The organism is Vibrio sp. 5S239, from assembly GCF_041439575.1.
Classification (GTDB): Bacteria; Pseudomonadota; Gammaproteobacteria; order Enterobacterales; family Vibrionaceae; genus Vibrio; species Vibrio kanaloae.
On the sequence record NZ_JBGOOM010000010.1, the window covers coordinates 1 to 16,275 of the forward strand.

10 protein-coding genes are annotated in these 16,275 nt (G+C 46.6%); 7 read left to right on the top strand and 3 right to left on the bottom strand.

Translation table 11 applies throughout. The features are described from left to right. Positions 1-405 precede the first annotated feature (405 nt). Positions 406-804, bottom strand: coding sequence for a DUF6232 family protein (locus ACED48_RS09940; RefSeq protein WP_017058505.1), 399 nt, complete (start codon positions 802-804; stop codon positions 406-408). Between the two features lie 384 nt (positions 805-1,188). Continuing rightward, a complete protein-coding gene (locus ACED48_RS09945) occupies positions 1,189-3,771 on the bottom strand; it encodes a molybdopterin oxidoreductase family protein (RefSeq protein ID WP_032548014.1) in 2,583 nt (860 codons plus the stop codon). 472 nt (positions 3,772-4,243) lie between these two features. Between ACED48_RS09945 and nirB the strand changes: the two genes are divergently transcribed. From nirB to ACED48_RS09965, 4 genes are all read left to right on the top strand, one after another. Then, on the top strand, positions 4,244-6,826 hold the full coding sequence (gene nirB, locus ACED48_RS09950) for a nitrite reductase large subunit NirB (RefSeq protein WP_017058507.1): 2,583 nt from the start codon (positions 4,244-4,246) through the stop codon (positions 6,824-6,826). Between the two features lie 139 nt (positions 6,827-6,965). Beyond that, positions 6,966-7,310 (top strand): nitrite reductase small subunit NirD, encoded by a 345-nt coding sequence (gene nirD, locus ACED48_RS09955; protein ID WP_004730303.1) that lies wholly within the window; start codon positions 6,966-6,968, stop codon positions 7,308-7,310. A 142-nt stretch (positions 7,311-7,452) separates the two neighbouring features. Continuing rightward, a complete protein-coding gene (locus ACED48_RS09960; protein ID WP_017058508.1) occupies positions 7,453-8,922 on the top strand; it encodes a NarK family nitrate/nitrite MFS transporter in 1,470 nt (489 codons plus the stop codon). A gap of 147 nt (positions 8,923-9,069) precedes the next feature. Further along, positions 9,070-10,860, top strand: a complete 1,791-nt coding sequence (locus ACED48_RS09965) for a bifunctional protein-serine/threonine kinase/phosphatase (RefSeq protein ID WP_017058509.1) — start codon at positions 9,070-9,072, stop codon at positions 10,858-10,860. Between the two features lie 86 nt (positions 10,861-10,946). On the opposite strand, the gene cra is transcribed toward ACED48_RS09965, so the two are convergent. Next, complete coding sequence (gene cra, locus ACED48_RS09970) at positions 10,947-11,951, bottom strand: catabolite repressor/activator (protein WP_017058510.1); 1,005 nt, start codon at positions 11,949-11,951, stop codon at positions 10,947-10,949. Between the two features lie 375 nt (positions 11,952-12,326). Between cra and fruB the strand changes: the two genes are divergently transcribed. The 3 genes from fruB to fruA are packed head-to-tail and all read left to right on the top strand — an operon-like array spanning position 12,327 to position 16,223. Further along, positions 12,327-13,460 (top strand): fused PTS fructose transporter subunit IIA/HPr protein, encoded by a 1,134-nt coding sequence (gene fruB, locus ACED48_RS09975; protein ID WP_017058511.1) that lies wholly within the window; start codon positions 12,327-12,329, stop codon positions 13,458-13,460. Positions 13,461-13,469: 9 nt separating this feature from the next. After that, positions 13,470-14,447, top strand: coding sequence for a 1-phosphofructokinase (pfkB, locus tag ACED48_RS09980; protein ID WP_017058512.1), 978 nt, complete (start codon positions 13,470-13,472; stop codon positions 14,445-14,447). Positions 14,448-14,462: 15 nt separating this feature from the next. Continuing rightward, positions 14,463-16,223 carry a PTS fructose transporter subunit IIBC gene (gene fruA, locus ACED48_RS09985; RefSeq protein WP_017058513.1) on the top strand — a complete coding sequence of 587 codons (1,761 nt, stop codon included), beginning with the start codon at positions 14,463-14,465 and terminating at the stop codon, positions 16,221-16,223. The last annotated feature ends 52 nt before the right edge of the window (positions 16,224-16,275 follow it).

A 16,275-nucleotide genomic window follows, 5' to 3' on the forward strand; every position in this document is an offset into this window, starting at 1 on the left:
ACCAACAAAACAAACTTGGCTAAGAAGACTTTCGTAGATGCCGACAGCCACAAATGCAATGTTCAATTCTCACACTTAACTTTCAAAACCAAAGAAGCAGCGCGCAAGAACATTGAGAAATGAACCTTACTAACGCGGAAGAATTGAATGACACGAAAGCCAATTAGCCGAAAAACTGGCTACGCGAGATGCCTATTTCGATGAAAAGTCTTTGGGAAATAACAGGTGAATAGCTAGAACGCAGAACAAGGCTTTTAGGCCACAAACGATTTTCTGCTCTTTGCAAACTAACGCCTTGTTAAGGTGTGAGGCACGCAATACCGAAGGTTCCGCATAACACCTTAACCACTAAAACCAACGCATAGTAAAAATGCCACGCGTGCCGAATCACTCTTGAACAATTTGTTATACGAATTTCTTCAGTGCCAACACTTGCTGTTCAAATAACTCACAATCTGACTTTGAGTATGACTTAGCGACATTAACCCATTGAACGCCCGTTTCATCTATGTGGCGAAACTCGACTTGAAGTGCATATTTAGAACAACGAAAAAGAGCAAAAACCAAACCTACAACCGTCAGACTAAGAACTAAAACTAGTAGCCATTGTGGCACCTCTTCCAACCTTGGAATAACTAACCAAACTGCCCCTGAAAAAACACACACCCAGAATAAAACTTGACCTAAATTATCAAGAAAACTTAACTTTTTAACCCTAACATTGTTTATCTTAGACAAAGGATATGAGTCTTTCTTAAACCTGAACTCTTTTGAATCCAAGTTAAAATCAGTACTTTTGTACATAATTTCCCTCTATTCGTATAACAGTTATTAGACCGAGAAATTCTACATTTTATCCCTGAAACTATTCTGTCTAGTCACCTATCCAGATCAGCTCGAGTCTAATAAGCTATTTAATAACAGTACCTTACTGATTAACTCACGCAATAGATGTGACTAAATACAGATTTTATCTATAAAACATCAGAAAAATGCAGAAAACGAATGACTAGGTCGCAGTGTGACAATGAACGATTACGCCTTCGGTGCCGTGTACCCCAAATAATAGCAACATGATTGTCGACATTACGCTATAAATATGAGCGGCTTAGAGATAGTCTCTAATTTGGGCGAGTAGCCGCAATATATAGACCCTTGGGGTATTGCTCTATATTACGAAGGTGTCCTCTACTTCGCCATGGTGCTCAAAAATTCGGCTTCGAATTCTTCATCGGCTTCTCGGGTTAGGCACTCCACCAGCCAGTTGATGCTTTCATGATCTAGGTTACTATTTACCACGAACGCCTGTTTCACGCCAAACTTACCAAGCTTGGCTGAACCATAGTTCTTGAATGATTTATTGCCGTGATAATGGAGTGATTTGATCGCCTCCGTGTTAGGTTCTGGTAAGGCATCAAGGGTGTTGGCAAGCTGAATCACCAACTCCATAGGGTTCTTAGATGATGAGATGCGATACAGAAAACCGCCATCCACTCTTTGGCGTACCCAGTAATCAAAACCGCTGCAATCCATCACCTTGTCACTGACCAGAGCGGCTTCACTGCGATAGCCACACGGCTCTACCACAACAGGTGTGTGTTTGAATTCTGGCTGACCAGATGCGGCATCGGTATGAGGCAAGATCAAGTCACACGGTTTGCTGTCTTTGGCGGTCGGTGCGTTCCAGTGGATAGGCATGAAAACTTGTTCTCGGCGCATCTCTTTGGTCACCACTAATCGCGCTTGGCACTCCCCTTGTGCGCTGCGCACTTTCACCACTGGATTAATAGTGGTGTGGTTGAACGCATCTAGCCCAAATTCATCCAAGTTCAGTTCTGAAACGGTATCTGGGTGCATGGCTACAAAGGGTTCTGGTGTGTGTTCGCCTAAACCTGCGGCCAAGCCTGTGCGGCTCATGGTGTGCCATTGGTCTCGGATTCGGCCTGTGTTCATGATAAGTGGGAATTCAAGGCTGGTATCGGCAATCGGTTTGTCGTGCTCAACTGCAATAAACTGCGCTTTGCCAGATTCAGTAAAGAACTCACCATTGGTAAACATGCGCTGCTCAATAATCTCTGGTTGATACTCTAACACTGGCCATTGCTGTGGAGTGAGTTCGCCATAGCCTTTCTCATCCAGTTGCGTGAGTCCGATTAAGCACAAGTCACGCGCTTTACCTGTTTCATTGCCGAGCGCTGTCATCTCGCAATACTCTTTGAAGATCTCACCTTCGTGGCGGAACTCGAACTGCTCTTTGAATCCCATTTTTTGTGCGACTTCTTTTAGAATCCACCAATCGGGCTTCGCTTCCCCTGGGCTTGGTAATATACGGCGTTGGCGTGAGATTCGGCGCTCAGAGTTAGTCACGGTGCCCGACTTCTCGCTCCACCCTTGCGCGGGCAACACCACATCAGCCAAGCGAGTGGTCTCAGTATCGGCAATACAATCCGACACCACCACAAATGGGCACTTCTCTAATGCGGCTTTGATCTTTTCGCTATCTGGCAAACTCACAACTGGGTTAGTCGCCATGATCCACACCGCCTTGATTTTGCCTTCATTCATGGCATCAAACAGGTCAATCGCTTTTAAGCCCGCATGTGTGGCTAAGCTGTCGGTTTGCCAGAACTCGCTCACCGTTTGGTGTGATTGCGGGTCACCAAATTCAAAGTGCGCCGCTAAAGTATTGGCTAAACCGCCCACTTCTCGTCCACCCATCGCGTTCGGCTGGCCCGTTACAGAGAATGGCCCCATGCCCGGTTTGCCAATTTTCCCGGTCGCTAGATGGCAGTTAATAATGGCATTCACCTTGTCACACCCTTGTGTGGATTGGTTCACGCCTTGAGAATAAATGGTCAGCACCTTCTCATTCGATGCAAACAAACTGTAGAACTGTTTTAGCTGCTGCTCTGTTAACCCTGTGAGCTCAGGGACGCTTTTGTCGCCCCAGCCTGATTCGGTATAGCGATATTGAGTTGCAGAACGAATCGATTCAGTAAATCCTTGGGTGTGGTTTTCTATGTAGTCTGCATCTAGCTTGTCGTTATCGTCGAGATAGCCCAATAAGCCGTTAAACAGCGCCACGTCTGAGCCAGATTCCAATGCCAAGTGAATGTCTGCGATTTCACAGGTATCGGTATAACGCGGGTCGATGACGATGACTTTCAATGCAGGGTTGGCTTGTTTCGCGGCTCTTAGCCTTTGGAAAAGTACCGGGTGACACCATGCTAAGTTGGAGCCTGTAATCACGACTAGATCGGCTTGCTCGAGATCTTCGTAGCACACCGGTACTGTGTCTGCGCCAAATGCACGCTTATGCCCAACCACGGTTGAAGCCATACACAGCCTAGAGTTACTGTCGATGTTGCCACTGCCGATGAAGCCTTTCATCAGTTTATTGGCAACGTAATAGTCTTCGGTAAGCAGCTGACCAGACACATAGAACGCAACCGAATCGGCCCCAAACTCTTCGATGGTTTGATTGAATTTGTCTGCGACCAACTGAGTGGCACTGTTCCAATCCAGCTCTTGTTTTTGCTCATTCTGAATATGAGCAGGCTGTGTAAGACGACCTAAAGGCGTGACGGTGTCGCCAAGCGCGATCCCTTTAGTACAAAGCTTTCCATAGTTTGATGGATGATCTTTATCACCACGCACTTCTAGTTTTCCTAGCGATGTCGGTCTCGCTTCTATTCCACACCCTACACCACAATAAGCACAGGTCGATTTTATCCAGCCGCTGTTTGAATCGGTCATCCGTTTCTCGCTCAATTATCCATAATTGTAATAACTGAAAACAAGCAAATAACACGCCACTTAATAGCAGCCCTTTATTCTCAAATATTTTAATTTAAAAACAACAAGTTAATAAAAATACAAATATCAACAACGAACCAATCACAATTTAATGAAGACAGAAACTTAATTTTTGCACCATCTTGCGGAAAGTTGCACCACAAACGTTCATTTATATAAATCTAACAAAAAAATTACATACCACTTTAGGGGTAATTGCGTGCTACCACCATTTTTTAAAGCACTGAAAATTATAAGTTAATTTTTATTTAAATGAACGAACCGTAATCTGGCACCCTCCTTGCTCCACTAAAAACCAAGACTTAGAAAAAACATTTTTGTTTTTCTTGATGATTATGAATTGAGTGGAATCTCAACCCGGTATTCATCTGCTAACGGCTAGAAATTAGATACTAGTGATGGTGACGCCGAGAATAAGGAATGGATTATGAGCAAGAAGAAAATCGTCGTTGTTGGTAACGGCATGGTTGGACACAAATTTATCGACAACATCCTGCAATCAGACAGTGATGAGTTTGATGTGATTACTTTTAGTGAAGAGCCAAGGCTAGCCTACGACCGTGTTCAGCTAACGGCTTACTTTAATGGTAAAAGCGCTGATGACCTGTCATTGACCAGTGAAGAGTATTACCAAAGCAACGGCGTGAACTACTTGTTGAACCAGAAGGTTGCCAAGCTAGACACCGCCAATCAACAAGTCATCACTGAAAGTGGTCATGTTGAAAGTTACGACAAGCTAATCTTGGCGACGGGCTCTTTCCCTTTTGTTCCCCCTATTCCCGGTAACGACCAAGAACACTGTCACGTTTATCGCACCATCGAAGACTTAGACGCCATCGAGCTTTCAAGCAAAGGCAGCAAATCTGGCGTGGTGATTGGTGGTGGTCTGCTTGGCTTAGAGGCCGCAAACGCAGTCAAAAACCTTGGCTTAGAAACCCATGTGGTTGAATTCGCGCCTCGCCTAATGGCCGTTCAATTAGATGACGGTGGCGGTGCCCTACTGCGCAGAAAGATTGAAGACCTTGGTGTGCAAGTTCATACCGAGAAAGCGACCTCTGAAATAGTCGACGGTGAAAACGCTCGCTACCGTATGAACTTCGCCGATGGCACCCATTTAGAAACCGATATGATCGTATTCTCTGCGGGTATTCGCCCTCAAGATGAGCTGGCAAGAAGCTCTGATGTCGAGATTGGCGAGCGTGGCGGTATTGTGATCAACAATCACTGTCAAACCAACATCGACAACGTCTACGCGATTGGTGAATGTGCGCTTTGGGACAACAAGATCTTCGGCTTAGTCGCTCCCGGTTATTCGATGGCAAAAATCGCGGCTTCGCATATTGTCTCTGACGGTACTGACGACGCTGCATTCACTGGCGCAGACATGAGCACCAAGCTCAAACTGCTTGGCGTCGATGTTGCCAGTATTGGTGAAGTACACGGCAAGACAGAAGGCGCTCAATCATATACCTACAACGATGAAATTGAACAAGTTTATAAGCGCCTGATCATATCGGCTGACGGCACGAAAATTGTCGGTGCCGTATTGGTCGGTGATGCAGAAGCCTACGGTTCGCTACTGCAAATCAAACAAAATGACATGCCCCTTCCTGAAAACCCATCGGTATTGATTTTACCTAACGTGGCCGATGATTCTGGCTCGGCAATGGGTGTTGAAGCTCTGCCAGTCAGCGCAGTGATCTGTTCATGTTTTGATGTAACCAAAGGCGACATTAAAGAGGCTATTTCAGCAGGCTGCACCACGATGGCGGCTCTAAAAGAAACCACTAACGCTTCAACAGGTTGTGGTGGTTGTTCTGCCCTTGCGAAACAGGTTCTCGATAGCGAACTGAGTAACTTGGGTGTGGAAGTCTCTAACGATATCTGTGAGCACTTTGCTTATTCTCGCCAAGAGCTTACCGACATCATCAGAGTCAACAAAATCAAAACCTTCGATGAGCTGTTAGATTCTCACGGCAACGGATTGGGCTGTACCGTGTGTAAACCGGCTGTCGGTTCGATTCTGGCTTCGTACTGGAACGATTACATCCTTGAAGATCAACACATCGAACTGCAAGACACCAACGACATATACCTTGGCAACATGCAAAAAGACGGCACCTACTCGGTGGTTCCGCGTATTGCTGGCGGTGAAATTACTCCAGATAAATTGATCGTTTTAGGCGAAGTCGCAAAAGAATTCGACCTCTACACCAAAATCACGGGCGGTCAGCGTGTCGACTTGTTTGGCGCACAGCTTAACGAACTGCCTATCATCTGGAAAAAGCTGATTGATGCAGGTTTTGAAACGGGTCACGCCTACGGTAAATCGGTTCGTACCGTGAAATCGTGTGTCGGTAGCACTTGGTGTCGATACGGTGTCGACGACAGTGTTGGCTTAGCGATTCGTCTTGAGAACCGCTACAAAGGCCTGCGTTCACCACACAAGATCAAGTTTGCGGTTTCTGGCTGTACGCGTGAATGTGCAGAAGCCCAATCAAAAGATTTTGGCATCATCGCAACCGACAAAGGTTGGAACCTCTACATCTGTGGTAACGGCGGTATGCGCCCTCGCCATGGTGACCTTTTCGCGACCGACCTTGATGAAACCACACTCCTTAAATACATCGACCGCATTTTGATGTTCTACACACGTACCGCAGACCGCCTGCAGCGTACATCGGTATGGATGGAGAACCTCGAAGGCGGCATTGAATACCTCAAGCAAGTCGTGATTGAAGACAAGCTCAACGTAGCTGAAGAACTCGAAGCGGACATCGCACTCAACATCGAGAAGTACCAGTGTGAATGGAAAACCACCATTGAAAACCCTGAGAAGATGAAGCGCTTCCAGCACTACATCAACAGTGAAGAAATGGACACTAGCCTGTCATTCATCAAAGAACGAGAGCAGCGTTTTCCTAAGCCAAGATTGAGCTCTTCTTCAGATTCACAACGAGATGAAATGCTTACCAAGGCTGACCAAATCGAAGTCACGGAAGTTTCGTAAGCCTAATGGATGGTGAGTGAATCAGTAACAACTAAACCCAATATCGATAGTCGACAGCGGCGCAGCCCAAGAAAACTGCTGTCGGCTATCACCCTAATTAAATTGATTATTAGTTTTATGTTTTGACTAGGAGAAAGTCATGGAAAATTGGACAACCGTATGCAACACCCGGGACCTAACCCCAAACGGTGGTATTTGCGCCAAAGTAGACGATAACCAAGTGGCTATTTTTTACTGCAAGCGCAGTGACACGCTTTATGGACTCTCTAATTACGATCCTGTTGGCAAGGCGAATGTGATGTCACGTGGTATCATTGGTTCATTAAGCGGTGAGCCTTACGTAGCCTCACCCTTATACAAGCAGCATTACCACTTAGAAACTGGCGCGTGCCTTGAACAACCCGATCTCAAGCTCGTGAAATTTGAAGTTCGCAAGCAAGGAGAACAGGTTCAGGTTCTCGCACCACTTGCTATCGCCAGTTAACTAAAACGCCGACACCATGATGTAAACGCTCATTGGCGTGCGTAATTTCGGCACAGGGTTTATGCACATTTAAGCGTTCGAAGTTCGGAAGTAACGCAGATGCACAAACCGGGTAATTTTCCAGATTTAAAGGATTTAAACCATGGATAACACTAAATTTTCGCTGCTTTCATTTACGGGTAAGATGAAGGTCTTACACCTAAGCTGGATGGCCTTTTTCATTACCTTTGTTGTGTGGTTCAACTTTGCCCCACTACTGCAAATGGTAAAAACCACACTTGGTCTTTCTACTGAAGAGATCAAAACACTGCTTATTCTCAACGTTGCATTGACCATTCCGGCGCGTGTCGCGATTGGTATGTTAACCGACAGATACGGTCCAAGATTGGTCTACTCTTCGCTACTCGCAGTCTGTTCAATCCCTTGTTTCATGTTTGCTATGGCAGACTCTTTCATTCAAGCGGCCATCGCTCGTTTCCTACTGGGCTTCATTGGTGCAGGTTTCGTTGTCGGTATTCGTCTTGTGTCTGAATGGTTCCCACACAATGAATTGGGTACCGCAGAAGGTATTTACGGCGGTTGGGGTAACTTCGGTTCAGCAGCAGCAGCGTTTACCCTTCCAACTCTCGCTCTAGCGTTTGGTGGTGAAGACGGCTGGCGTTATGCGGTTGGTATTACTGGCGTAATGAGCTTAGCGTTCTCGTTTATCTTCTACAAAAACGTGTCAGATACACCAAAAGGTTCGACTTACTTCAAGCCTGCTCAAGTAACAGCAATGGAAGTGACATCAAAGGGTGACTTTTTCTTCCTACTTATTATGAAGATCCCGATGTATGCCGCTTTAGCGCTACTGACATGGAAGCTATCACCAAGCAACATCAACATGCTGTCTGACATGGCGGTTTACTCTGTGTATGCAGGTTTAGCAGCACTTTACGTGTACGAAGTATCGCAAGTTTGGAAAGTAAACAAGAACGTATTTAAAGAAGAAGTACCAGAGATTCACCAGTACAAATTCAAGCAAGTTGCGGTACTTAACGTATTGTACTTCGCGACATTTGGTTCTGAACTGGCTGTTGTTTCTATGCTGCCGTTGTTCTTCTCTGAAACCTTTGAATTAACACCGGTTCTTGCAGGTATGGTTGCATCGGCTTACGCCTTTATGAACTTAATGTCTCGCCCAGGTGGTGGTTGGATTTCAGATAAGTTCGGTCGTAAACCAACACTGCTTATTCTGACGATTGGTCTTGCTGCGGGTTACTTCGCAATGGGGCAAGTCGACAGCACATGGCCTGTATGGCTAGCGGTTGTCGCGGCGATGGCGTGTTCTTTCTTCGTGCAAGCAGGTGAAGGTGCGGTATTCGCAACAGTTCCTCTAATCAAGCGTCGTATGACAGGTCAGATTGCTGGTATGACAGGGGCTTACGGTAACGTGGGTGCGGTAGTTTACCTAACTGTGTTGTCATTCGTGAGCTACCAAACGTTCTTCTTAGTGATTGCTGCAACAGCGGTACTTGGCTTTGTAACTCTACTGTTCATGGAAGAGCCTAACGGTCAAATCGCCGAAGTAAACGACGACGGTAGCGTGACCTTGATTAACGTATCGAGCTAACCACTCATTGAATCGGGAGTAGTACCGAGGTGTGTTTCACCACTTTGGTACTGCGTTCAAAGGCTCTAGGTTCACTAGTGCTTTTGTTCTTCCTAGGGTGTTCTGTCAAGGAAGCGGGAAGAAAAGCAGGTAATAAGAAGACCAGTTATGACAATTTCATTCAGCCAAGGGCAAGTTATCACGCCAGAATCCAACAACCAGTTAACGCTTAAGTTTGGTGGTTATTCGAATAAAGGCATACGTGATGAAAACCAAGACGCCATCATTGTAAAGCACCCCAAAACTCGTACTGAGCAAGAGTTGAAAGGCAGTGTCGCCTGCATAGCAGACGGGGCAAGTTGCAGTGAACACGGCCAGAAAGCCAGTCACACCAGCGTGATGCAGTTTATCGACGACTATTACGCCACGCCAAATAGCTGGAGCATTCAGCGCTCAGCACAGAAAGTCTTAACGTCCCTCAATTCTTGGCTCTTCAACACGTCTGTTTCTAATATTCATCCCGCACAACAAGTTAACCACAATGCTCTCGTTTCGACGTTCAGCAGCGTGATACTCAAATCGAACACCGCGCATATATTCCACGTTGGCGACAGTCGCATTTACTTACTAAGAGATGGAGAATTACGACAACTGACCCGCGACCACACCCGTAAAAATATGGGGCAGAAGCATTACTTAACACGCGCCTTAGGCATGGACAACCAACTCAACGTTGACTATCAAACCCTGCCTATCAAGAAAAACGACTGCTTTATCCTCACTTCGGATGGTGTGCATGAATTTGTCTCCCCCAACACATTCAATGAACACATCGATAAGCCTGGAGCGGATTTCGAATACGCTGCACAAACCATCTGTAACACTGCTTTAAGCCACAATAGCTCAGACAACGTGAGCTGTTTGATTGTGCAAGTCAGCCATCTACCTAAACCTTCGCTCATTGAGTTCCATGAAAAACTGGCTAAACGAGCCATCCCACCCGCGTTAAAGCTCGGGCAAAGTATCGACAACTTTATGGTACTTGAGGTGTTGTATGCAGGCTCTAGAAGCCATGTGTACCGGGTGATGCAGAAAGAGACACAAACCGAGTTCGTGCTAAAAGTCCCTTCCGTTCAATATCACGATAGCCCTTCGCAACTCAGAGCTTTCTTTAATGAACAATGGGCGGGGATCTTGTTAAAAAACAAGAGAGTAATGAAGGTTTACCCGACGCCAGAGCATTCGCAATTCTTATATCAAATCTGCGAATGGGTAGAAGGCATCACGCTAAGACAATGGATGTACGACAATCCAAAACCGTCACTCAATGAAGTACGCGACATACTAGAAAAGATCACACAAGGTATTCGAGTATTACAACGCGCAGACATGGTGCACCGAGACTTAAAGCCCGAGAACATTATGCTTCAACATGATGGTGAGATAAAAATCATCGACCTTGGCGCTGTATTAGTCAGAGGACTTGAAGAGGGAGAGCTCGCAGACAAAGACGACACTCCATTAGGTGCGGTCAATTACATTGCACCCGAGACCATCAAGCACAACAGCGCGACCACCAGCTCTGATCTGTTCTCTATCGCTGTGATCGGCTATGAGATGCTAACCGGTGAATTGCCCTACTCTGAAATGACCGCACAATCGCTTAAGCAATCTCGTCATCATCAGTGGAAATACCAACCCATCACCCAGAAACGAGCTGACTTACCAAGCTGGGTGGATTTGGTGTTACAGAAAGCCTGCTCGGAATCGCCAAGCGAACGTCATCAAGTGTTGGGAGATTTTGTGGCAGACCTTTACACACCAAACCAAAGCTTGGTCAAAAGCAAAGCCAAGCAACCTTTGATAAACCGAAACCCGATCCAGTTTTGGAAAGTGTTGGCTTTGTTGCTCGGCATTGTTGCCATTGTAGAAATGGGCTTATTGCTGAGTTCTAGTTAATTACAGGTTCGAGTTAAAACCAAGTGCGGATTAAAAACCCAAGTTCGAGCTAAACGCGAGGCTTCTAGCTAACCGAAAAGCTCGAGCTAGCCTCGTTTCACTAAGCTTCTTGGTACGAGTTCAATACCCGCTTGGTAACGCTTAGCCGATGCATTTAACGCCAAAGCAAAGGCACTATCGGCAATCACTTCAAACTGCTGGGGCAGTGAGTGGACTTTGAAAGGCAAGAAGTCGAGCAGTCGGTTATCACCAAAGGTCGCCAACTTCACTTGATTAACCAGTTCTGGCTTTTCGACCATCACATCCAGCACACCTTCTAACAAGGTGTAAGACATGGTAACAATTGCATCGGGCACCGTGCCTTTGGCAATCCAACCCTCAAAAATCTCACGCCCAGATTCTCTGTCAAAATGCGCGCCGTAACCCACAACGGTAGGTTTGTCTTCTGACAGTCCGATTTGTTGACCATACGCTTTGTTTGCCGCTTCGAAACCCAACTGGCGTTCACGTGATATGTTTAGATCTGGCAATGCACCTATCAAACCAACACTATCAATACTGTCATCGAGAATCGAATGCGTCAGTTCAAACGCAGCTTCAAAATCTTCACTGAGTACGCAAGCAAAGTGCTCGTCATCTAACGGACGGTCAATTGCGATCACAGGCGTTCCTGAGTTTTGCAACTTTAAGTAGAACTCGTTGGCGTCTGGCATGGAACTCGCCACCAACAAGGCATCGATACGACGACTCACCAAGGCTTCCGCAACTTTACGTTCGGTTTCAGCGTCATCATCTGAACAACCAATCAAAATCTGGTAGCCCACTTTACGTGAGTTCTGCTCTATCAGTTTTGCTAAACGCGCGTAACTGCTGTTTTCCAAATCCGGAATAATCAAACCAAATGAACGGCTATTACCAGCACGCAGCGACGACGCTGCATGGTCTGGACGGTAGTTGAACTCTTCCACAACCGCCATGACTTTCTGCTGAGTCTTCTCGCTGATTCTGTATTTCTGCGCCTTGCCGTTGATCACATAACTGGCCGTGGTTTTCGATACTCCAGCCAATTTAGCAATTTCATCAAGTGTCATATGGGTGACCTGTATTTTGTGCGTAGGATCATATAACCAATGATCTGATCCTCGGATTAGTTGAATTATATGCTGAATCGATTCAGTATGAAAGCTGAAAGGATTCAGCAAAATCTGAAAAGTGACTTCAATCATCCTTTTATATGGATTAAGCGTCATTTGTTGTGATTCAACTTCTCGTTATTAACGAAACTGAAATTACGACACGCAGCAAAACTATTTTGAAAACCAAAATCGGCTTTGCTGAATTTTTTTACACTGAATGCTGAATCGATTCAGCCAACGTCGAACAAAGAGCAAAGCAACGAGAAAATATTGTTCTAGACTGAATCGTAGCGATACACAAATTCTCAAGCTATACGCTAAAGAGGCACCATGCTTAAATTATCAAAATCTGACATCACTCTAGGCCAATCTGCCGAAGACAAATTCAAAGCTATCCAGAACATTGCTGGCGACCTGACCGCGAAAGGCTTAGTTGACTCTGGCTACGTTGAAGGAATGCTGAACCGTGAAAACCAGAACTCTACGTTCCTAGGTAACGGCATCGCGATTCCTCACGGAACGACGGATACTCGTGGCCTAGTGAAAGAGACAGGCGTTGCGGTACACCACTTCCCTGAAGGTATTGATTGGGCAGACGGCAACCGTGTTTACGTTGCGATTGGTATTGCAGCTAAATCTGACGAGCACTTAGGCATTCTTAAGCAACTGACCAAGGTTCTGGCAGCTGACGGTGTTGAAGAGAAATTAAAGCAAGCGAAATCAGAAGACGAAATCATCGCCCTACTTAACGGTGACGTTCAGCTAGAAGCCGACCTAGACGCTTCTTTGGTTCAGCTATTGTTCCCTGCAAGCGACATGATTCAAATGTCTGCTGTTGCAGGCGGGCTACTTAAGAACACAGGTTGCACAGACAACGCATTCGTTGCTGACCTAGTAACAAAAACACCGACTCACCTAGGCCAAGGCCTGTGGTTGTTGGGCAGCGATAAAGGCGTAACTCGCACTGGCGTATCTTTCGTTTCAACAGCGAACCATTGTGAATTCGAAGGCACACCAGTGAAAGCATTGGTTGCATTCGCCGCTTGTAACAGCGCGCACCAATCGATTCTAGCAAACCTAAGCAAGATGGTTTTCGAAGGTAAACAGCAACAACTGTTAACCGCTGACGCAGCGCAAGTAATTGGTCTTCTAAAAGGTGAAGCGGTTTCTACAGCGTCTCAAGACGATGACAACTGCGCAGTATTCAAAATCAAAAACGCACACGGTCTGCACGCTCGTCCGGGTGCAATGCTAGTGGCTGAAGCGAAGAAATTCGAATCAACTATCCGCGTTTCAAACCTAGATGGCGACGGAAAAGAAGTGAACGCGAAAAGCTTGATGAAAGTCATCGCACTTGGCGTCAAACACGGCCACCAGCTTCAGTTTGTTGCTGAAGGTGAAGACGCAGCACAAGCACTTGAATCGATTGGCAAAGCTATCGCTTCAGGCCTTGGCGAAGGTTAAGGAATCGATATGTCTGATAAACAAATCAAAGCCGTTACCGTAACGCTTAACCCTGCTCTAGACCTAACAGGTGCTATCGACGCACTGAACGTGGGCTCAGTAAGCTTAGTAAACAAAGGTTCTCTGCATGCTGCTGGCAAAGGCGTTAACGTAGCAAAAGTACTTTCAGAGCTTGGCGCAAAAGTGACCGTGACTGGCTTCCTTGGTCGCAATAACGAAGAAGCGTTCTGCCAACTGTTTGAACAGATAGGCGCAACGGATCGCTTCATCCGTGTCGACGGCGCGACTCGTATCAACGTAAAACTGGTTGAGAATTCAGGCCAAGTAAGCGACATCAACTTCCCAGGTGTACCTGTTGATGCTGACGCGATTAAAGCGTTTGAAGAAACCTTGTTAGAGCTTGCTGAAACGCACGATTACTTTGTCATTGCAGGCAGCTTGCCACAAGGTGTATCGCCAGAGCTTTGCGCTTCTTGGGTACAACGCTTGCGTGACCTAGGTAAAAAGGTGTTGTTCGACAGCAGCCGTGACGCACTGAAAGCCGGTATCAATGCACAACCTTGGTTGATTAAGCCAAACGACGAAGAGCTGTCTCAGCTGTTCAACGCTGAACTCACCACACACGACCAATGCCAACACGCGGGCCAAGCCCTAAGTGAAAAAGGCATTGAGAACATCGTGGTGTCACTTGGTGCAGAAGGCGTGATGTGGCTAAACCAAGGTGAATGGTTACATGCTCAACCACCGCGCATGCAAGTAGTCAGCACGGTAGGCGCAGGTGACACATTGGTTGCTGGCCTATGTTGGGGTCACATGCAACAGATGCCAAAACCAGAACTTATTAAATTCGCAACCGCCCTATCTGCTTTAGCAGTTTCACAGGTAGGCGTGGGCATCACCAGCCAACAAGAGCTGGATTCAGTACTACAAAATATCCAATTACAGGCGCTTAGTGCTCCAACTAGCCAGTTAGACACAAGCAAATAGGACAAAAGGTTTATTATGAATATTACCATTATCACAGCTTGCCCAAGTGGCGTAGCAAACAGCATCATCGCAGCAGGCTTGCTAGAGCAAGCGACAAAAGCATTGAGTTGGAACGCTGCTATTGAATGTCAATCAAGCGTGCTACCTGATTCAACCGTATCGCAAGACACTATCGACAGCAGCGAGGTTGTGGTTATCGCAGCTAACACCAACATTGATAAAGCGCGCTTTGTTGGCAAGAAAGTGTACCAAGCGGCCATCTCTGAATGCACTGCAGATGCAAAAGCATTCCTAGAGAAAGCGGTAGCAGAAGCAACAGTATTAGACGCTTCTCAAGTTGAAAGCACTGTTGAAGTGGCTGGTACTTCAGCAAACACCTCTACAACAGCAACAACAGGCAGCAAAAAGATCGTAGCGATTACCGCTTGCCCAACGGGTGTTGCACATACCTTTATGGCCGCTGAAGCGCTTGAAGCCGAAGGCAAACGCCTAGGTCACCAAATAAAAGTGGAAACTCGCGGCTCTGTAGGTGCGAAAAACCAACTGACAGACCAAGAAATCGCCGACGCTGATCTGGTTATCATCGCAGCCGACATTGATGTGCCTCTGGATCGTTTTAACGGCAAAGCGCTATACAAAACGACAACGGGTCCTGCGCTTAAGAAAACAAAGCAAGAGATGGAAAAAGCATTCGCAGAAGCTAAACCATACCAGCACACAGCATCTTCTAATGCGGCGCCTGCTGACGAGAAGAAAGGCGTGTACAAGCACCTTATGACTGGTGTTTCTCACATGCTTCCAGTGGTTGTTGCGGGTGGTTTGATCATCGCACTCTCTTTCGTATTCGGTATCGAAGCGTTTAAAAAAGAAGGCACACTAGCAGCAGCACTGATGACTATCGGTGGTGGCTCTGCATTCGCACTGATGATCCCTGTTCTTGCTGGTTTCATTGCATTCTCAATTGCTGACCGTCCGGGTCTGGCGCCAGGTCTAATCGGCGGTATGTTGGCTAGCTCAACAGGCGCAGGTTTCCTAGGTGGTATCGCAGCGGGTTTCATAGCGGGTTACTCAGCGAAGTTCATTGCCGACAAAGTTCAACTTCCACAATCTATGGAAGCCCTTAAGCCTATTCTAATCATTCCGTTTATTGCGAGTTTGTTCACTGGCTTGGTGATGGTTTACATCGTAGGTGGCCCTGTTTCTGGCGTGATGAGTGCGATGACGACTTTCCTAAACAACATGGGAACGTCTAACGCGATTCTTCTGGGTGTGATTCTAGGCGCAATGATGTGTTTCGACCTTGGTGGCCCTGTAAACAAAGCGGCTTACACATTCGGTGTTGGCCTACTGGCTTCGCAAACTTACGCACCAATGGCGGCTATCATGGCAGCAGGTATGGTTCCTGCGCTAGGTATGGGCCTTGCGACTTTCCTAGTGAAAGACAAGTTTGAAGCGGGCGAGCGTGAAGCCGGTAAAGCATCATTCGTTCTTGGCCTATGTTTCATCTCTGAAGGTGCGATTCCATTCGCAGCGAAAGATCCAATGCGTGTTATCCCAGCTTGTATGGCAGGTGGCGCACTAACTGGTGCTCTTTCAATGATGTTTGGTGCTCAGCTAATGGCTCCACACGGCGGCTTGTTCGTACTACTAATTCCTGGTGCTATCTCTCCAGTTCTTATGTACCTAGTGGCGATTGCAGCGGGTACAGCTGTAACTGGTTTCGGTTACGCTGCGCTTAAAAAGATGAGCGACTCTAAGGCAACTGCAGAGGCTTAATCCCCCTACTCTGGTTAACGGTTCAACCCGATAACCAGAGGCTCTTGATAAC

Excerpts from the sequence above, each read along its gene's own strand:
- ACED48_RS09940 (WP_017058505.1), bottom strand. The coding sequence starts at position 804 with ATGTACAAAAGTACTGATTTTAACTTGGATTCAAAAGAGTTCAGGTTT.
- nirB (WP_017058507.1), top strand. The coding sequence starts at position 4,244 with ATGAGCAAGAAGAAAATCGTCGTTGTTGGTAACGGCATGGTTGGACAC.
- nirD (WP_004730303.1), top strand. The coding sequence starts at position 6,966 with ATGGAAAATTGGACAACCGTATGCAACACCCGGGACCTAACCCCAAAC.
- ACED48_RS09960 (WP_017058508.1), top strand. The coding sequence starts at position 7,453 with ATGGATAACACTAAATTTTCGCTGCTTTCATTTACGGGTAAGATGAAG.
- ACED48_RS09965 (WP_017058509.1), top strand. The coding sequence starts at position 9,070 with ATGACAATTTCATTCAGCCAAGGGCAAGTTATCACGCCAGAATCCAAC.
- cra (WP_017058510.1), bottom strand. The coding sequence starts at position 11,951 with ATGACACTTGATGAAATTGCTAAATTGGCTGGAGTATCGAAAACCACG.
- fruB (WP_017058511.1), top strand. The coding sequence starts at position 12,327 with ATGCTTAAATTATCAAAATCTGACATCACTCTAGGCCAATCTGCCGAA.
- pfkB (WP_017058512.1), top strand. The coding sequence starts at position 13,470 with ATGTCTGATAAACAAATCAAAGCCGTTACCGTAACGCTTAACCCTGCT.
- fruA (WP_017058513.1), top strand. The coding sequence starts at position 14,463 with ATGAATATTACCATTATCACAGCTTGCCCAAGTGGCGTAGCAAACAGC.